The organism is Bradyrhizobium sp. (assembly GCF_027307225.1).
In the GTDB taxonomy this organism is placed as follows: domain Bacteria; phylum Pseudomonadota; class Alphaproteobacteria; order Rhizobiales; family Xanthobacteraceae; genus Bradyrhizobium.
The window spans coordinates 1-19,187 of the sequence record NZ_DAHUXJ010000107.1 but is presented as its reverse complement, the minus strand read 5'-3'; the positions used below and the strand labels follow the sequence as shown (position 1 = coordinate 19,187).

Annotated in this window: 15 protein-coding genes; 8 read left to right on the top strand and 7 right to left on the bottom strand. The window is 62.5% G+C overall.

What is annotated here, in order from left to right:
* Together M6D32_RS19170 and M6D32_RS19165 are read right to left on the bottom strand one after the other, a co-directional pair.
* On the bottom strand, positions 1–650 hold a 650-nt coding region (locus M6D32_RS19170; RefSeq protein ID WP_298259086.1), incomplete at its 3' end, for a stimulus-sensing domain-containing protein.
* Between the two features lie 174 nt (positions 651–824).
* Positions 825–1,526: a response regulator transcription factor gene (locus M6D32_RS19165; protein ID WP_298102756.1), complete on the bottom strand. Its 702-nt coding sequence runs from the start codon at positions 1,524–1,526 to the stop codon at positions 825–827.
* A 387-nt stretch (positions 1,527–1,913) separates the two neighbouring features.
* Between M6D32_RS19165 and M6D32_RS19160 the strand changes: the two genes are divergently transcribed.
* Entirely contained in the window at positions 1,914–2,645 is a 732-nt protein-coding gene (locus M6D32_RS19160; RefSeq protein WP_298259084.1) for a DUF2470 domain-containing protein, read from the top strand.
* A gap of 391 nt (positions 2,646–3,036) precedes the next feature.
* Complete coding sequence (locus M6D32_RS19155) at positions 3,037–4,653, top strand: phosphoenolpyruvate carboxykinase (RefSeq protein WP_298259082.1); 1,617 nt, start codon at positions 3,037–3,039, stop codon at positions 4,651–4,653.
* Between the two features lie 76 nt (positions 4,654–4,729).
* On the opposite strand, the gene polA is transcribed toward M6D32_RS19155, so the two are convergent.
* Positions 4,730–7,774, bottom strand: a complete 3,045-nt coding sequence (polA, locus tag M6D32_RS19150; protein ID WP_298259080.1) for a DNA polymerase I — start codon at positions 7,772–7,774, stop codon at positions 4,730–4,732.
* A gap of 74 nt (positions 7,775–7,848) precedes the next feature.
* Positions 7,849–8,697 (bottom strand): LysR family transcriptional regulator, encoded by an 849-nt coding sequence (locus M6D32_RS19145; protein WP_298259079.1) that lies wholly within the window; start codon positions 8,695–8,697, stop codon positions 7,849–7,851.
* A 97-nt stretch (positions 8,698–8,794) separates the two neighbouring features.
* Between M6D32_RS19145 and M6D32_RS19140 the strand changes: the two genes are divergently transcribed.
* Positions 8,795–9,766, top strand: a complete 972-nt coding sequence (locus tag M6D32_RS19140) for a quinone oxidoreductase (protein WP_298259076.1) — start codon at positions 8,795–8,797, stop codon at positions 9,764–9,766.
* Positions 9,767–9,776: 10 nt separating this feature from the next.
* Here M6D32_RS19140 and M6D32_RS19135 read toward each other — a convergent pair whose 3' ends face one another.
* Positions 9,777–10,841, bottom strand: coding sequence for an acyltransferase family protein (locus M6D32_RS19135; protein ID WP_298259074.1), 1,065 nt, complete (start codon positions 10,839–10,841; stop codon positions 9,777–9,779).
* 176 nt (positions 10,842–11,017) lie between these two features.
* Between M6D32_RS19135 and M6D32_RS19130 the strand changes: the two genes are divergently transcribed.
* The 5 genes from M6D32_RS19130 (at position 11,018) to M6D32_RS19110 (ending at position 17,610) form a co-directional block, all read left to right on the top strand.
* Entirely contained in the window at positions 11,018–12,337 is a 1,320-nt protein-coding gene (locus M6D32_RS19130; protein WP_298259072.1) for a UDP-glucose/GDP-mannose dehydrogenase family protein, read from the top strand.
* A 13-nt stretch (positions 12,338–12,350) separates the two neighbouring features.
* Positions 12,351–12,734 (top strand): hypothetical protein, encoded by a 384-nt coding sequence (locus M6D32_RS19125; protein WP_298259070.1) that lies wholly within the window; start codon positions 12,351–12,353, stop codon positions 12,732–12,734.
* Between the two features lie 43 nt (positions 12,735–12,777).
* A complete protein-coding gene (gene hrpB / locus M6D32_RS19120) occupies positions 12,778–15,273 on the top strand; it encodes an ATP-dependent helicase HrpB (RefSeq protein WP_298259068.1) in 2,496 nt (831 codons plus the stop codon).
* 181 nt (positions 15,274–15,454) lie between these two features.
* Complete coding sequence (locus tag M6D32_RS19115; RefSeq protein WP_298259066.1) at positions 15,455–15,970, top strand: TIGR02281 family clan AA aspartic protease; 516 nt, start codon at positions 15,455–15,457, stop codon at positions 15,968–15,970.
* A gap of 140 nt (positions 15,971–16,110) precedes the next feature.
* A complete protein-coding gene (locus tag M6D32_RS19110; protein ID WP_298259064.1) occupies positions 16,111–17,610 on the top strand; it encodes a phosphomannomutase/phosphoglucomutase in 1,500 nt (499 codons plus the stop codon).
* 141 nt (positions 17,611–17,751) lie between these two features.
* Here M6D32_RS19110 and M6D32_RS19105 read toward each other — a convergent pair whose 3' ends face one another.
* Entirely contained in the window at positions 17,752–18,255 is a 504-nt protein-coding gene (locus tag M6D32_RS19105; protein WP_298259062.1) for an Lrp/AsnC family transcriptional regulator, read from the bottom strand.
* 73 nt (positions 18,256–18,328) lie between these two features.
* Positions 18,329–19,187 (bottom strand): PfkB family carbohydrate kinase (locus M6D32_RS19100; RefSeq protein WP_298259060.1); only part of this gene is annotated, 859 nt, incomplete at its 5' end.

Genomic DNA, 19,187 nt, shown 5'->3' with positions numbered 1-19,187 from the left:
AGGTCGCCGCGATTGAGCCAGGTCCGGATCGCGATCGTCATCCGTTCGAAGAAGCCCGGCTTCTCCACCGAGGGCGGCGGCAGTTCGAAGCGCAGCACGTCGCCGCGGCCGTAAAGGCTGCGGCTGTCGAGAATGAGTCCGCCGTCGCGGTCGTAGATGCGGGCGCGGGTCTTGGTCGGCGAAATCAGCCGGCGCAGCACCGGCGCTACCCGTTCCGGATTGATCGGAAAATCAAGCGCGGATTCCTCCGGCGGAGGGGAGACGTCGCCAGGCTTCAACTCCGCGAGCTTCTCGGGGTCGATGGTGATGGCGTTGGTCTCGACGGTCGCCGATGCCGCGATTGCGCCCGCGATGATCTCTGCTTGTACCAGGAGGCTTTGCGCGCGCGCATCGATCAGGCCGGCGCGAAATTGCGAGAGATAGAGAATGCTCGCCACCAGCGCGAGCAGGCCAGCGATGTTCAGCGAGACGATGCGGCGCGTCAGGCTCGAGAAGCTCAACGCGAAGACAAACTGTCCGAACCGGTGCAGCCAGCCCAGCGGCCGCCACGACCGCGAAGGTTGGCTTTCGGCGGCAACGGCATCCGTAACGACCGGCGTTGTGGCGTCGTCGGCGCTCAGGCTCGCATCAGGCTGCGTTCGATCAAGCAATGGCCAAAACCGCAGGTTGTTTCGAAGGGCTAATGCCCACTTTCCGAAGTTCGTGCTCCATCGCCGCACCCACTAACGCGAACTTCGGAAAGGTAGCGCGGTGATCATCCTACCACCGCGCCTGTGGTGGTGTCAGTCTGCAAAACCGCCGAGGAGAATCGGACCGCTACGCCCTCAGGTTTCCTTGAAACGGTATCCGACCCCATAGAGGGTTTCGATCATCTCGAATTCGTCGTCGACAACCTTGAACTTCTTGCGCAGCCGCTTGATGTGGCTGTCGATGGTGCGATCATCGACGTAAACCTGATCATCGTACGCTGCGTCCATCAGCGCGTTGCGGCTTTTCACGACGCCAGGCCGCGTCGCGAGCGCCTGAAGAATCAGAAACTCCGTCACCGTAAGGGTGACCGGCTCGTTCTTCCAGGTGCAGGTGTGGCGTTCCGGATCCATGCGCAACAGGCCGCGATCGAGCGCCTTGGCGTCGGTTTCCTTCGGAACGGCGGTCGGGTCCTTCGGCGCCGAGCGGCGCAGCACCGCCTTGACGCGTTCGACCAGGAGCCGCTGCGAGAACGGTTTGCGGATGAAATCGTCGGCGCCCATCTTGAGGCCGAACAACTCGTCGATTTCCTCGTCCTTGGAGGTGAGGAAGATCACCGGCAGATCGGATTTCTGCCGCAGCCGCCTCAGCGTCTCCATGCCGTCCATGCGCGGCATCTTGATGTCGAGGATGGCAAGGTCCGGCGGACTGGTCCGGAATCCATCGAGCGCGGATGCACCGTCCGTATAGGTCATGATGCGATAGCCTTCGGCTTCAAGCGCAATCGAGACCGATGTGAGAATGTTGCGGTCGTCGTCGACCAAAGCAATGGTGGGCATGAGCCTGCTTTCAGATTCCACTACCAGTATCGGGTTCCGGCATTCGTTTGATATCGCGGCGGGTTCGTTTACGAATGTCAGAACCTGGGGCACTGGCAAATGTTGGTTTCCTAGTGCGGTTTCGGATTTGACATTCGCCTCAAGAACTCGCTGCGATACCGAAGCGAAAGTCAAATCCGCCGCACTCACGTTGCTGAAACGGCGGCAAATTGTCTGGTGCGCCGCATAATTGGGCTTCGAACGCGGTCAACGAGCAATGCAAGCTGGGCTGAAGTGTGACCGAGTTCCATGAAAGCGCCTCCTCAACCTTGGGCGCTTCGAGCCATCTGGACGCTCGTTTAGCCGAAAAAAGGTCCGAATTGCAATAGGATGCGAGGGAAATAATCGATGCAATTGACGGAGGATTTTAACCCTTCCAATGCGGTCAAATCGCTTTTGCGCCGCAGTCGGCACGGCGCGCTCGCAACCTTGATGGCGGGCAGCGGCGATCCCTATTGCTCTCTGGTGAACGTCGCGAGCCATCCCGACGGCTCGCCGATCCTGCTGATTTCCCGCCTCGCGCTTCACACCAGGAATTTGCTCGCAGATTCCAGAGTCTCACTGATGCTCGATGAGCGGGTCGAAGGCGATCCGCTGGAGGGTTCGCGGATCATGCTGTCGGGCCGCGCCGAAGAAGTCACCTCCGGCAGAGAAATATTGCGTCAGCGCTATCTCAATGCACATCCGACCGCAGAAGCTTTCGTCGACTTCAAGGACTTTTCTTTTTTCCGAATCGTTCCCGCGGGAACTCATCTGGTGGCGGGATTTGGACGGATCGTGGACTTGGAGCCGGCGGAATTTCTGACGGAAATCTCGGATGCAACCGAACTGCTGGCAGCAGAACAAGGTGCGGTCGAGCATATGAACGCCGACCATCAGCAAGCGCTGGGTCTTTATGCCACACGTCTCGTCGGGGCAGCCGCGGCAGACTGGCGCTGCACCGGAATCGATCCGGATGGGATCGACTTGCAGGCGGCCAACAGGGTCTTAAGGCTCGACTTTCCGGAGCGGGTCACGAGCCCTGGTGAGCTGCGCAAGATGTTGGTCCGCCTGGCGGAACAGGCACGGGCAGAAGCTTAGATCGCCTTGCATTGCAACATGCGAATCCAACGGGTTGGGTGCGCGTTTTGGAATAAACCACAACGTTGGGATCGGCTTGGCAAGCCGGGCGTTCATCAATATTAGATCGCCGGAAAGTTTAGTTCGCGGGGCCTTGGTCCTGCGGCTATACTCAACGGCCTAACCGTGACGGACGCGCGGCTAGTGTCCCGGTTCTGACATTCGCATCTTGTCGCGGCGGGTTTGCGAATGTCAGAACCAAAGGGACACTAGTGAAATATAGGGTTCTAGTGGAGTTTCGGCTTTGACATTCGCTTGACGAACTCGCAGCCAAATGGGTAGCGAATGTCAAATCCACTCCACTAGTGGCATTGGCGCGATCAAGAAACGCGGATTCGAGGAGGGTTTTTTCGTGCAAGAGACCGGTAAGCGCAACGGCGCTTTTGGGGCCGACAAATTCGGCTTGAAAAATCTGAAGGGCGTGCATTGGAATCTCGGCGCAGCTCAGCTCTATCAGCATTCGCTGTCGGCGGGCGAGGCGAAGCTTTCTGCGGATGGTGCGCTCTGCGCCGATACCGGTGAGTTCACCGGCCGCAGTCCGAAGGACAAGTTCACGGTTCGCGACGCCACCACCGACAAGAAGATGTGGTGGGCCGGCAACCAGTCGATAACGGCCGAACAGTTCGAAACGATCTATGCCGACTTCCTCAAGCATGCCGAAGGCATGACGTTGTTCGCGCAGGACCTTAATGGCGGCGCCGATCCGACATTCCAGATCAAGACACGTGTCTTCACCGAACTGGCCTGGCATTCGCTGTTCATTCGCACGCTGCTGCGGCGCCCGGAGCAGTCGGAACTCGCGGGTTTCGAGCCCGAACTCACCATCATCGACCTGCCAAGCTTCCGCGCCGATCCCAAACGTCACGGCGTACGCTCGGAGAACGTAGTCGCGATCGATTTCACCCGCAGGATCGTCCTGATCGGCGGGTCTTATTATGCCGGCGAGATGAAGAAAAGCGTGTTCACGACGCTCAATTTCTATCTGCCCGCGCGCGGCGTGATGCCGATGCACTGCTCGGCCAACGTCGGGCCTGCCGGCGACAGCGCGATTTTCTTCGGCCTGTCCGGCACCGGCAAGACCACGCTTTCGGCCGACCCCAAGCGCACGCTGATCGGCGACGACGAGCATGGCTGGGGCAGTGACGGCATCTTCAATTTCGAGGGCGGCTGCTACGCCAAGTGCATCAAGCTGTCGGAAGAGGCCGAGCCCGAGATTTACGCCGCCAGCAAGCGTTTTGGCGCCGTGCTGGAAAACGTGGTGCTCGACGAGTTTACGCGGGCGCCCGATTGGGACGACGGCTCGAAGACGGAGAATACGCGATCTGCGTATCCGCTCGAATTCATCCCCAATGCCTCGCGCACCGGACGTGCGGGTCATCCGAAGAACGTCGTGATGCTCGCCGCCGACGCTTTCGGCGTTCTGCCGCCGATCGCAAGGCTCTCGCCGGCGCAGGCGATGTACCATTTCCTGTCCGGCTATACGGCCAAGGTTGCGGGCACCGAGCGCGGTCTTGGCAATGAGCCGCAGCCGGAATTCTCGACCTGCTTCGGTTCGCCGTTCCTGCCGCTCGATCCTTCGGTCTACGGCAACATGCTGCGTGCGCTGATCGCCAAGCACAATGTCGATTGCTGGCTGGTCAACACCGGCTGGACCGGCGGCAAGTTCGGCACCGGTTCGCGGATGCCGATCAAGGTGACGCGGACTTTGCTCACCGCGGCGCTCGACGGCTCGCTCCGCAACGTCGAATTCCGCACCGACAAATATTTCGGCTTCGAAGTGCCGATGGCGCTGCCCGGCGTGCCGAGCGACATCCTCGACCCCGTGAACACCTGGAAGGACAAAGTCGAGTTCGGCAAGACCGCCCGCGCTCTGGTCGGCATGTTCCAGAAAAACTTCGCCAAGTTCGAAGCCAAGGTCGATGCCGACGTCCGCGCCGCCGCACCCGAGGTCAAGCTCGCGGCGGAGTAAATTCGCTCGCCAACTCTCCCTTGCGCAAACGCTTGCGTTTGTCGCAGGCAATGACGGCTTAAATCTTCCGTAGAACTCAGTGCGCTTCGTCCCAGTTGTTCGCCGCACGCGCATCGACATGCAGCGGCAGCGACAGGATCACGGCGGGGAACGGCGCGTTTTCCATGACATGCTGGACCACCGGCAGCGTCGCCGCCACTTCGTCGTCGGGCACCTCGAAGATCAGTTCGTCATGCACCTGAAGCAGCATCTGCGCGGACAGCTTCTTCTCGGCCAGCGCCTCTTCCATGTGAATCATGGCGCGGCGGATGATGTCGGCGGCTGTACCCTGAAGCCGGGCGTTGATCGCCGCACGCTCGTTGAATGAGCGGACCGAGGCGTTGGATGCCTTGATGTCCGGGTAGTGGCATTTCCGGCCAAACAGCGTCTCGACATAACCGTGGGTGCGGCAGAAATCGCGCGTCGCGTCCATGTAGGCGCGGATGCCCGGAAATCGCTCGAAATATTTCTTGATGTAGGCGGACGCTTCCTCGCGGGCGATGCCAAGCTGGTTGGCGAGCCCGAACGCCGAGATGCCATAGATGATGCCGAAATTGATTGCCTTCGCCCGGCGCCGCACTTCGCCAGGCATGTCCTTGACGGGCACGCCGAACATCTCCGACGCCGTCATGGCGTGAATGTCCAGACCGTCGCGGAACGCCTGCTTGAGCACGGGAATGTCGGCGATCTCCGAAAGCAGCCGCAATTCGATCTGCGAATAGTCTGCCGAGACCAGCTTGTGGCCGGGTGAGGCGATAAACGCGCGGCGGATCTTTCGGCCGTCTTCGGTGCGCACCGGAATGTTCTGCAGGTTCGGTTCGTTCGACGACAGCCGCCCCGTGGTGGTCGCCGCCAGCGCGTAGGTCGTGTGCACGCGGTGGGTATCGGGATGCACATAGGTCGGCAGCGCGTCGGTATAGGTCGATTTCAGCTTAGAGACCTGCCGCCACTCCAGAATTTTCTTCGGAAATTCGTGACCCTGCTCGGCGAGGTCGTCGAGGATTTGCGCCGAGGTCGACCACGCGCCGGTCTTGGTCTTGGTGCCGCCGGGGATGCCCATCTTTCCGAAGATGATATCGCCGATCTGCTTGGGGCTGCCGACATTGACCGGCTCGCCCGCAATCTCCTGAATTTCAGCTTCGACCCGTGCGGCCGTTTGCGCGAAATCGCCTGACAGCCGCGACAGTACCTGCCGATCGATCGAGATGCCGCGCCGCTCCATCCGCGCCAGCACGGCAACCAGCGGCCGCTCCAGCATCTCGTAGACCACGTTCATGCGCTCGGCGACCAGGCGCGGCTTCAGTACCCGCCATAGCCGCAGGATCATGTCGGCATCTTCGGCCGAATATTCGCTCGCCCTTTCGATGGTGACCTGATCGAAGCTGAGTTTGTTCTTGCCGCTGCCGATCAGTTCGCTATGCGTGATGGTGGTGTGGCCGAGCCAGGATTCCGAAAGGGAGTCGAGTTCGTGCGAGCCGCGGCCGGCATCGAGCGCATAACTCATCAATTGCGCGTCGTCGTAGTTGCGAAGCGTGATGCCGGCTTGCGCCAGCATCACGGCGCCGAACTTGATATTGAAGCCGATCTTGAGAATGCTCGCCGATTCCAGCAGCGGCCGCAGCGCGCCAAGCGCCTCCGTCAGCTTGATCTGGTCTGGCGCGAGGCCGGCGGCGAAAAGTCCGCCGCCGTCGCCGGCCTGTTTGTGGCCGAGCGGAACGTAGCAGGCGTCGTTGGCAGTGAGCGCCAGCGCGATGCCGCTGATATCCGCCTGCATCGGGTCTTCGTAACTTGCCTTGGCTTCGAAGGCGAACTGGCCGGCCTCATGTGCGCGCGCAACCCATGCCTTCAGGTCCGGCAGCGCACGCACGGTCCCGTACTTCTTGCGATCGACCGGCGTGTTGCGCGCCTCTTCTGCGCGCGCGGCGGCCAGCGCCCTTGGCGTACCTTTCAGGCTCGATGCCTTGTCGCTCCGGTCGCCTGGCTTGCCCGGCGCGCCGGCTTTGCCTCTTGCTGACGGCATCTCGCCCGCAAACAGGTCGCCGCCCGGATCGCCTTGGGGCGCGTTGCCGGATTCGTCGACCTTCTCGGCCAACGGAAGCGGCGAGAAGGCGCTCGACTTCCCGGCGTCGGCTTGCACATCCGCCGGATTGATTTGCGAGTATTCGGCGACGCGGCGGGTGAGGGTGGAAAACTCCATCGCCTTCAAAAACGCGATCAGCTTGCGCGCATCGGGCTCGTGCACGGCGAGATCGTCCAGCGCGACGTCGAGCTTGACCTTGTCGTCGAGCAGCACCAGCTGCCGCGAAATACGCGCCTTCTCGGCATTCTCGATCAGCGCCTCGCGCCGTTTCGGCTGCTTGATCTCGCCGGCGCGCTTCAACAACGCTTCGAGATCGCCATATTCGACGATCAGCTGCGCCGCCGTCTTGATGCCGATGCCGGGCACGCCCGGCACGTTGTCGGTGGAATCGCCCGCCAGCGCCTGAACCTCGACCACTTTCTCCGGCGGCACGCCGAATTTCTCGATTACCTCCGGAATCCCGATGCGGCGGTCCTTCATGGTGTCGAACATCGTCACCTTGTCGTCGACGAGCTGCATCAGGTCCTTGTCCGACGACACGATGGTCGTGGTGGCGCCGCATCGGCTCGCCTGCCGTGCGTAGGTTGCAATCAGGTCGTCGGCCTCAAAGCCAATCTGTTCGAGGCACGGCAGATCGAACGCGCGCACTGCGTCGCGGATCAATGCGAATTGTGGAATGAGATCGTCCGGCGCCGGCGGACGGTGCGCCTTGTAGTCGGGATAAAGCTTGTTGCGGAAGGTAATTTCAGACTTGTCGAAGACGATGGCCAGATGCGTCGGCCGGTTGTCCGGCGGCATGTCGCGCAACAGCTTCCACAGCATGTTGCAGAATCCGAGCACGGCATTGACCTGCAATCCGTCGGACTTGCGGGTGAGCGGCGGCAGCGCGTGATAGGCGCGAAAAATATAGGAGGAACCGTCGACCAGAAACACGTGATCGCCCTTGGCGAGGGCTTTTGCGGCGACGGGTTTGGTGGCGGCTTTCGGGGAGGGCTTTGGCATGGCCGCAATGTAGGGATTTTTCCCGCGCTTGGCACCCGTTCCCCCTGCGCCGCGCACGGGATTTTTCGTTTTTCTTATGATTTCAGGCAGCTCACCAGAAATTCCATGACGGCACGCACGGGTGGGACCTGGCGCAGGTCGCGGTGCACCGCAAGCCAGACGTCGCGGCTGATCGGCTTCTGCGCGACCTCGTGGCGCTGCAGGCGCGGATCGCCGTCGCCGAGATAGCACGGCAAAGCGGCGATGCCGAGGCCTGCGCGCGCGGCGGCGACCTGGGTCTCAAGGTCATTGGTGCGCAGCACGACCTCGCGCTTGCCGATGATTGCTCGCAGCCAGACCTCCTGAGGCGACGCAGCCATCGAGGCGTCATAGCCGATGAAGGCGAAGGCGTGCGGCGGAGTTTTCTCCAGATAAACAGGGGCGCCGTAAAGGCTGAAGCCGAAGCTGCCGAGTTTGCGCACGAACAGGCCGGCCTCGACGGGGCGCATCAGCCGCAGCGCGACGTCCGCCTCCCGGCGGCCGAGCGAGGCCCGTCGTTTCTCGCCGATCAGCTTGATGCGGATGCCTGGGTGCTGCGATCGCAGCCGCCCCAGTTGCGGTGCAATCACTGAACTCGCGAAGTTTGGCGGCGCGCTGATCGTGACCTCGCCGTCGACGCCGGGCTTTGCCGCCTGCGCCGCGCGGCCTACGGCGAACGCCGCCTCCTCCATTGGAGAGGCGACCGCGGCGATGCGCTTTCCATCGTCGGTGAGCAATGTCGCGCGCGAGCGACGGTCGACCAGCTTGAGCCCGGTCGAGGTTTCCAGCGCCGCCACACGCCGCGCAACGGTCGCGTGGTCGACGCCGAGGGTGCGGGCCGCCGCCGAGAGCGTGCCTTCGCGGGCGAGGGTGACGAAGTGGTGGAGATCTTCCCAGTCGGCCATTGTGCAAAATCTCACATCAAGAGCGCATATTTGAGGAATTTCGCATATTCGGCCGCGTCGCCATAGTCCCCTTCCAGCAGATCGAAAGGAAAAGGCCATGACCAAGGTTGTTCGCGTCAAGACGCCCGGCGGGGTCGAGCAGTTTGAGGTTGCCGATGTCGAACTGCCGCCTCCCGCGGCCGACGAGGTGCGCATCCGCCAGACCGCCATCGGCGTGAATTTCGTCGATATCTACCAGCGCGCGGGTCTCTATCCGCTGCCGCCGGCCAATATCCCCGGCATCGAGGGCGTTGGCGTCGTCGCCGCGGTCGGCGCCGATGTCACGTCGGTCAAGGCCGGCGATCGCGTCGCCTATGCAGGCGCGCCGGTCGGGGCCTATGCGGCTGAGCGCAATCTGCCGGCGTGGCGCGCGGTCAAAATGCCGGATGCGTTGTCTGACGAGGCCGTGGCGTCGTCGTTCGTCAAGGCGATTACCGCGCACATGCTGCTTTATCGGGTCTATCCGGTGGCTTCAGGCACGACGCTGCTGGTTCACAGCGCAGCCGGCGGCGTTGGGCAATTGTTGACGCGATGGGCGAGCCATCTCGGCGCAATCGTGATCGGGGCCGTCGGTTCGGGGGCGAAGGCTGAAATCGCGCGCCGGGCGGGCGCGCAGCATGTCATCGTCGGCCGTGATGCGGATTTTGCGCAAGCCGTAGGTGACCTCACCGGCAAGCGCGGCGTCGATGTCGCCTATGATGGCATCGGCGGCGCGACGCTCGCCAAGACGTTCGCCTGCGTGCGGCCGTTCGGCGTGGTGGCGAGCATCGGCCAGGCCGCCGGATCGATTCCGCCGGTCGATGTCGGCGATCTCGGGCCGCGCCGCAGCATCTCGCTCGCCCGGCCAAGCGTGATGGCCTACCTGAACGAGACGCAGGCCTATCGTTCGGCGGCCGAAGCCGTGCTCGGCGGCATCCAAAACGGGATACTCAAGGTGTCCGGCCAGTCCTACCCGTTGAGCGAAGCCGCACGCGCCCATGCCGATCTGGAAGCTGGCCTCACCTCTGGCGCGCTCTATCTTGAGCCGTAGGGGCGGAGAACTATTCCGCGGCTTGCAGCGCCGGGCTCGGCTTCTTCGGCGCGATCCAGAATGCATCGGGGCGTTCGAACAGGAAGTTCGCCCCGAATTTGAGGGACGCCTGCCAGACAGCGAGTGCGCCGAAGAGGCCTACGGCCGTAACCGTCAACGACATCACGCCAACGTCGTGGATAAGGCCGGTGTGCAGCAACAGCGTTCGCGTTGCCGCCATCGGCAGAAAGAAAGCCAGATAGATCACGATCGAATGTTCGCCGCAGAAGCGCAGGAAATTCAGCCAGCCCATGTGCGCGAACAAGGTGCCGATGGTGATGATCGCGCAGGCACCGGCAAGTCCGAGCGAGAGCGAAACCAGCGGCCATTCGCTCACCCCCAACTGCACGAGGCTCTCGTTGACGAAAGCCCAGAGCGCGAGCGCTGCGAGCGCAAGGTGCGGGTCTTTTCGCGCCCGATTGGATAGTGCGAACACGCGGTCCGCGAACAAATAGCCGGAATAGAAATAGACAAAGCGCGCGCCGAATTCGTCGATCGCGGTCCAGCCGGTCGAGGTGTGGGCCATTTCGAGCAGCGCCGCAACGCCCCAGATCAGAAGCGGCGGGCAGCGGCGCGTCGCCTTCGCGACCACGAAGAAGATCGGTAGTTCGTAGATGAACCACAGCGTGCCGAACGGCTCGATGAAGGATTCGAGATAAAGATATCCGGCGTGGCTCCAACTCGACTCGGCGGCAAAGGCGGGCGCCTTGAAGCCGAACTGGATGGTGACCCAGAGCACGTAGAAGTACGCGAAGTGCACTACCTTGCGGTCGAGATAGGTGCGCCAGTCGCGGTCGATCACGAGCGGCAGGAACAGGCCGGAGATCATGAAGAAATCCGGCATCCGGAACGGTTTGGCAAACGCGACCACATAGTGCATGAAGCCGGTCTGGCCGCTGGCGAGTTCCACGCCCAGCACCGAATGCATCATCACCACCATGACGATACAGATGCCCTTGGCGTAATCGACCCAGTCGACCCGGCTCGAGCCGGTCTGACCGATAACGGTAACGGCAGATGTGCCGTTGGATGTCATGGCTGTCCCTTTTTGGGGTGGCTTTGGCGCATCATCGGCCGTATCCGTTTCATTCTCCTTTATTCACGCAAATGACATGCCATCGTCATGCGCGCGTTCGGTTTTTGGTTTGTGACAAAATGCTCTAAGACGGATTCAACGAATCAACCCGTTAACCATTTGCGACAGGATTCCAGATGCGTATCGCCATGATCGGCACGGGCTATGTGGGACTGGTGTCAGGCGCCTGTTTTGCGGATTTCGGCCACGACGTTACCTGCGTGGACAAGGATGCGGGCAAGATCGCCGCCCTTCACCGCGGCGAAATCCCGATCTTCGAACCCGGGCTCGAAGCGCTGGTCGCGAGTAATGCGAAGGCCGGCCGGCTGAACTTCACCACCGATCTCGCCGGGCCGGTGGCCGCAGCCGATGCGGTGTTCATCGCGGTCGGCACGCCGTCGCGGCGCGGCGACGGCCATGCTGACCTCAGCTATGTCTATGCGGCGGCGCGCGAGATCGCTGGCGCGCTGAAGAAGTTCACGGTCGTGATCACCAAGTCGACCGTGCCGGTTGGGACTGGCGACGAAGTTGAGCGCCTGATCCGCGAAGCCAATCCCGCAGCCGACGTCGCAGTTGCCTCCAACCCGGAATTCCTGCGTGAGGGTGCGGCGATCCGCGACTTCAAATTCCCGGACCGCATCGTGATCGGAACCGCGGACGAGCGCGCGCGCCAGGTGCTCGCCGAAATTTATCGGCCGCTGTCGCTCAACCAGGGTCCCCTGATGTTGACCGGCCGCCGCACGGCGGAGGCGATCAAATACGCCGCCAACGCCTTTCTCGCGACCAAGATCACCTTCATCAACGAGATGGCCGATCTCTGCGAAAAGGTCGGCGCCAACGTGCAAGAGGTGGCGCGCGGCATCGGGCTCGACAACCGCATCGGCAGGAAGTTCCTGCACGCGGGTCCTGGTTTCGGCGGGTCGTGCTTTCCGAAGGATACCCGCGCGCTGGTGAAAATCGCGCTCGACCACGACGTGCAACTGCGCATTGTCGAAGCTGTGCTCGCGGTCAACGACAACCGCAAGCGCGCCATGGCGCGCAAGGTTTCCAGCGCCGTCGGCGGCAATTTGCGCGGCAAGACGGTCGCTGTGCTCGGCCTTACTTTCAAGCCCGACACCGACGACATGCGCGAGGCGCCGTCAATTCCGCTGGTGACTGGTTTGCTCGACATGGGCGCCAAGGTGCGCGCGCACGATCCGGTCGGCATCGAGATGGCGCGCCGCGAACTGCCCGACATCGAATATTGCGACGATCCCTATATCTGCGCGCGCGGCGCCGACGCGCTGGTCGTGGTGACCGAGTGGGCGCAATACCGCGCGATCGATCTGGAACGCCTCAAGAGCGAATTGGCCCATCCTGTCGTAGTCGACCTGCGCAACGTCTATCGTCCTGAGGACATGGCCGCGCACGGCTTTGTCTATGAGAGCGTCGGCCGGCCGCCTAATTCGCTGGATTGATCTTCATGTCCCCATGTCTCTGAAGAGAATTGCAATTGTCGGTGCAGTTGCCGGAGTGGCCGCAGCCGGCTTTTTAGCCTATGACGCATACATCTTTGATCCTTGCGAGATTGTCGTTCATCAGTCCATACCCAGCCCCGACCGGAAGAAAAGGGTCATTATTTTTGAGACAAAATGCGGGGCGACGGTTGGGTTTAATACGCAGGCAAGTGTGGCCTCTGTCTCCGGGGGCTTTTCGCCGCATGGGAACCCGTCGTTCTTCTCTATGAATGGTCAGCGCCAGCTCACCGTTGAATGGAAGGACGACAAGGTAGTAACAGTTGCCATTCCCCCGGGCGATAAGGTCTATCGCAAGGATACTCAAGCAGATGATGTGAGCGTCGAATATCGTGATTGACGCGCAGCTCTTCTGCGGAGGACCCGGACCAAACGAGCCAATTTTGCCCCGCAGCTTCGACACGCCTCTTCCCATCGACGCCGTGCTGGACGATCTGGCGCGGACGCTGGACGGCCACAACGCCGCGGTGCTGGTCGCGCCGCCTGGCGCCGGCAAGACCACGCGGGTGCCGCTGGCGCTGCTCGACGCGCCTTGGGTGAGGGATAAGAAGATCATCGTGCTGGAGCCGCGGCGGATCGCGGCGCGCGCCAGCGCCGAACGCATGGCGCACACGCTTCACGAGAAGGTCGGCGAAACCGTCGGCTACCGCGTCCGTTTCGGCTCCAGGATCTCCCGGGCTACGCGGATCGAAGTCGTCACCGAAGGTATTTTCTCCCGCCAGATTCTCGACGATCCCGAACTGAACGGCGTCGCCGCCGTGCTGTTCGACGAATTCCACGAACGCTCGCTCGACGCCGATCTCGGACTTGCGCTGGCGCGCGATGCCCAAACCGGCCTGCGCGAGGACCTGCGCATCCTCGTGATGTCGGCCACGCTCGACGGTGCGCGGGTCGCTAAACTGCTTGGCGAGGCGCCGGTCGTTGCGAGCGAAGGCCGCGCCTTTCCCGTCGAGACGCGCTATCTCGGCCGCAAGGCCGATGCGCCGGTCGAGCGGCAGATGGCGGATGCGGTCGCGACCGCACTGCGCGCCGACCCCGGTTCGGTGCTGGCCTTTCTGCCGGGCGCGGCGGAAATTCGGCGCACCCAGAATTTTCTCAGCGAGCGCGTTCACGACGCCTCCATCGAAATCGTTCCGCTGTTCGGCGCGCTCGAGGCCTCAGTCCAGGATCGCGCCATTGCGCCGGCTCCCAAAGGCCACCGCAAGGTCGTGCTGGCAACTTCGATTGCCGAAACGTCACTGACGATCGAGGGGGTGCGGATTGTGGTCGATTCCGGCCTTGCGCGTGTGCCGCGCTATGAGCCGGATATCGGACTGACCCGGCTTGAGACGGTGCGCGCCTCGCGCGCAGCGGTCGATCAGCGCCGCGGCCGTGCCGGACGCACCGAACCCGGCGTATGCTACCGGCTGTGGGACGAGCCGCAGACCGCCTCGCTTGCGGCCTATACGCAGCCGGAAATTCTGAGCGCCGACCTGTCGTCGCTGGTGCTCGACCTCGCGCAATGGGGCGTCAGCGATCCTGCGACGCTGGCGTTTCTCGATGCCCCTCCCACGCCGGCGCTGAAGGAAGCGTGCGAACTACTGCGCGAACTTAGCGCGCTCGACGCAGACGGACGGATCACCGACGAAGGCCGCAGCCTGCGGGCGCTGGCGTTGCCGCCGCGACTGGCGCGGATGATCGTCGATTCGCATCATTTGGGGTCAGCCCGCGCCGCGGCCGAGATCGCCACCGTCCTCACCGAACGCGGGCTTGGCGGCGACCATGTCGATCTCGACCTCCGGCTGGAGGCATTTCGCCGTGATCGCTCACAGCGGGCGGAAGCGGCGCGCGGCCAGGCGCTGCGTTGGGCTTCGCAGGTAGCCGCCAGCGACAGGACCCGCGCGACGGCTGGCGACGAGCCACCCTCGACCGGCGTGATGTTGGCGCTGGCTTTTCCCGATCGCGTCGCCAGGAATCGCGGCAACGGCAGCTTCGTGCTGGCCAATGGGCGCGGTGCTGCGATCGAGCAAACGGCGGCACTGTCGCGCACGCCCTATATCGCGGTTGCCGAATTGACGGGCACCGCCATGCAGGGCCGGATTCTGCTGGCGGCGCCGATCACGCTGGGCCAGATCGAAGCGCATTTCGCCGACCAGATCGAAACGGCGGATGAAGTCTCCTTCGATCGCGGCGCGATGGCGTTGCGGGCGCGGCGCCGAAAGACGCTGCACGCGATCACCCTGTCGGAGGCGCCGCTCGCTATCGAACTGTCAGCTGAAACCGCCAGGATTTTCGCCGACGGCTTGATCTCGGCAGGTCTCGATCAGCTGCCGTGGACAAAGCCGATCAAACAATGGCGCGATCGCGTGATGTATCTGCGTGCGGCGGAAAAATCGTCCGCAGAAAATCCGTGGCCGGACTTGTCCGATGATGCTCTCGCGGCCCAACGCGCGACCTGGCTCGCGCCGGCTCTGCTCGACAAGACGTCGCTGAAGGCATTTTCCGCAGGCGACCTGTCGAAAGCGTTGCAAGCGCTCCTGCCGTGGTCCTTGCGGGTGCGGCTGGACAAGGAAGCGCCGACGCATTTCGAGGCGCCGACCGGGACGCCGCTTGCGATCGACTACGAGGCCGAGCAGGGGCCGACCATCGCCGTGCGCTTGCAGGAATTGTTCGGACTGACCAGCCATCCGTCGATTGCGCGAGGCGCCATTCCGCTGGTGCTGGAGCTGTTGTCGCCGGCGCACCGCCCGGTACAGGTGACGCGCGATCTGCCCGGCTTCTGGCGCGGCAGTTACGCAGCGGTGCGCTCCGATCTGCGCGGACGCTATCCCCGTCATTCCTGGCCGGAGGATCCGGCGAACGCCATGCCGACCCGCCGCGTCAAGCCCAAAGGAACATGAGAAAGGGAACGTGATCCGATGGGGCGTTCGCCGGTCCCTTCGCGCACCGCTTGCGACGGCTTCGTTAACGCTTCGCTCATCATTTTCGCCAAAATTGCGGCCTGCGCGGTTTGCCGACCATCGAAGTTTCGTCGCCGCCATGATGAAATTGACCCGGCACCCGCGATGCTAGAGTGGCGCTATGCGTAACATTATGATCTTTGCCGCGATCATGATCGGGCTCGGCACCTTCATGGCGCAGATGGCCGACAAGCTGACGCCCGCACCGGCTTCTGCAACGCCCGCCAGATTGGCCATCGTATCCGAGACGCCGTCCGACGCCGGTCTCCGCACGCTTAGCATTCCCCACGACGCGCGCGGGCATTTCGCGACCGAAGGGCGGATCGATGGCCAGCGCATCGCCTTCATGGTCGACACCGGCGCTTCCGTCGTCGCGCTGAACGAAAGCTCGGCGGCGCGGTTCGGGTTGCGTCCGTCGCGCAGCGATTATCGAGCGACGGTTTCGACCGCCAACGGCACCGTCAAGGCCGCACCGGCACGGCTGGCCAGGATCGAAGTCGGCGGCCTTGTCGTGCACGATGTCGACGCGATGGTGTTGCCGGACGAAGCGCTGTCGGAAAATCTGCTTGGACTATCGTTCCTCTCGAAGCTCAAGCGCTTCGAATATGCCAACGGCACGATGATGCTGGAGCAGTAATTCCCGCACCTCGCGGGGCCTCTAGGCGCGTCGCTCCTCCTCGCAATTAACCCGTTAGGCCGGCGGTTTTGCCTTTCATCAGGCCAGCGCATTCGCTATGCCTGCCGCCATATTGTTGAACGTCGACAAAGGTCTTTCGAATGTTTCCCAAACCGAAGCCCGTCCTGGTTCCCAATACCTACGCGTTCGAGTCCGAGCCGATGGTGAAGGCGACCGGCTTTCGCGAATATGATGCGCGCTGGCTGTTCGGCAAGGAAATCAACTTGATGGGCGTGCAGGCGCTCGGCATGGGGCTGGGCGCGCTAATCGCCGAACTCGGCGTCAAGCAAGAGGTCGTGACCGGCCACGATTTTCGCGGCTATTCCGCGTCGATCAAATACGCATTGATCTCGGGCTTGCAGGCCGCCGGTTGTCGGGTGCACGACATCGGGCTCGCGATGACGCCGATGGCGTATTTCGCGCAGTTCGATCTCGACGTGCCCTGCGTGGCCATGGTGACTGCCTCGCATAACGACAACGGCTGGACTGGTGTGAAGATGGGCGCCAACCGGCCGCTCACCTTCGGTCCGGATGAGATGAGCCGCCTGAAAGAGATCGTGCTCAACGCCGAGTTCAAGAACAAGGCCGGTGGCTCCTATCAGTTTCACGAGAATTTTCCGGCGCGCTATATCGCCGATCTGACCAGGCGCCCCAAGCTGAAGCGCAAGCTCAAGGCGGTGGTGGCGTGTGGAAACGGCACGGCGGGCGCGTTCGCGCCGCAGGTGATGCAGGCGATCGGCTGTGAGGTCATTCCGCTCGATGCCGATCTCGACCACACCTTCCCGAAGTACAATCCGAACCCCGAAGACATGGAGATGCTGCACGCCATCCGCGATGCGGTCCTCCAGCACAAGGCCGACGTCGGTCTCGGTTTCGACGGCGACGGAGACCGTTGCGGCGTCGTCGACAACACGGGCGAAGAGATTTTTGCCGACAAGGTAGGCGTTATGCTGGCGCGCGACATGTCGGCGATCCACAAGGACGCGCAATTCGTCGTCGATGTGAAATCGACAGGGCTTTTTGTCACCGATCCCGTGTTGCAGAAGCAGGGCGCGAAAACCGCCTACTGGAAAACCGGCCACTCCTACATGAAACGGCGCACCCATGAAATGGGCGCGCTGGCGGGCTTCGAGAAATCCGGCCACTTCTTCTTCAACAAGCCGTTTGGCCGCGGCTATGACGACGGGCTGGTTTCCGCGATTGCGGTGTGCGAGATGCTCGACCGCGCCCCGCATAAGTCGATGGCCGATCTGAAGAACGACCTGCCGAAGACCTGGTCATCGCCGACCATGTCGCCGCATTGCGCCGACGAGGCCAAATATGGCGTGGCCGATCAGGTAGTAAAGCACTTCGAAGATTTGAAAAAGCGCGGCGAGAAAGTGGCCGGCCAGAATATCCGCGACCTCGTCACCGTCAACGGCGTGCGCGTCACCGTCGAGGACGGCAGCTGGGGACTGGTGCGCGCGTCCTCCAACAAGCCGGAGCTGGTGGTCGTGGTCGAAAGCCCGGTCTCGGAACAGCGCATGCGCGACATGTTCGAGGCGATGGATTCGGTGCTGCGTACCCACGGCGAAGTCGGCGAATACAATCAGAAGATCTGAAATCGCGCGCGCTAGCGAGATTCATGGTCGGAAAAAATGTGTAGCGGTTTTCCCTCGCGACAAACGCGGAACGCGTTTGCGCGGAGATCAGGCTCAATCAGAGACCTAAGCGCGACGATGATTCAATCCAATCTCATCGTGCTAATTCGCCGGCACCGGAAGCGACGTCACCGACTTGATCTTTTCCATCGCGAAACGCGACGTCACATTCTTCAATGGGACGGCGCCGATCAGCTTCTTGTAGAACACGTCGTAGCTTTGCATGTCGGCAGTCACGACGCGCAGCATGTAGTCGACATCGCCCGCCATCCGGTAAAATTCCATCACCTCGGGCATGGCAGAAACGGCCTCGGCGAATTTCCGCAACCACGCTTCGGAATGGTCGGCGCTTTCGACCGACACGAACACCGTGATGCCGAGCCCGATCTTGTTCTGGTCGACCAGCGCGACCCGGCGCAAGATGACGCCGTCGGCTTCCAGGCGCTGGATTCGCTTCCAGCAGGGGGTCGAGGAAAGACCGACGCGGTCGCCGATCTCCGCAACCGAGAGCGAGGCGTCCTGTTGCAGGACCGTCAGGATCTTGCGATCGATCGCATCGAGCCTGCGGTTGGGCTCGGTGGCGGTGGGAATGGCGAGGTCGGTCACTTAAAAGAACTTTCTTCCAATTATCAGGCCATAAGTCCTGATATATAGAAAATTCTTCTAGTTCAAGTCATTATTATGCCGCGCCGAGTGGGGGCGGCGGCCGCCGTCCGCCTAAAAGCGCTTCAACTTCAGCACGTTGCGGGGCGGCGAAGGCGCCGCCGAACCGCGTGCATTTCAGGGCTGCAGCGGCCGATGCGAACCGCAAGGCAGCCGGCAGGTCCTGGCCTTCGGTGATCGCCAGCGCAAACGCGCCGTGGAACACGTCGCCGGCCCCGAGCGTGTCCACGGTGTGCACCGGGAAGGCGGGCGTCTGTTGCAGGTTCTGCTTCTCGTCGAGCCAGATCGTGCCTTGCGCGCCACGGGTGCCCGCCAGGAAGGAGGGGGTCAGTTTCGCGATCTTCTTGAGCGCCTCGCCGTCATCGGTGACGTCGGCGGTCTGCTGCAGCGGCTCGCTCGAGAAGATCAGGTGCGAGGATGCCGTGAGCAGACCCTCCCGCAATGACATCGCACGATCGACGTCGACGACCACAGGAATGCCCCGTCGCGTAGCTTCGGCGCAAAGATCCGTGCAGAAGTTCGCACAGCGGCTTTCGGTCAGGATGGCATCGCAATCATCGAGAAGGGCGTCGGTGTCGGGAAGGCGGACATTCCACAATTCCGGATCGCGGAAGGTGACGATGGTGCGCTCGCCGCTGGGGTCGATCATGATGTTAGAAATCGGCGTCACCAGTCCCGGCATGTGCACGATGTGCTTGGTCTCGATGCCTTCCTCCGCCATTTTCTCGAAGATATATCGGGAACTCGTTTCGCGCGCATCGCCCATCGGTCCGCAGATCGAGGCACGACCGCCGAGCCGAACGATTCCGATCGCGGCATTGAGTGCGTTGCCGCCGCAGATTTCCTCAAAATGCGTGGCGTGTTCCTTGGAGCCG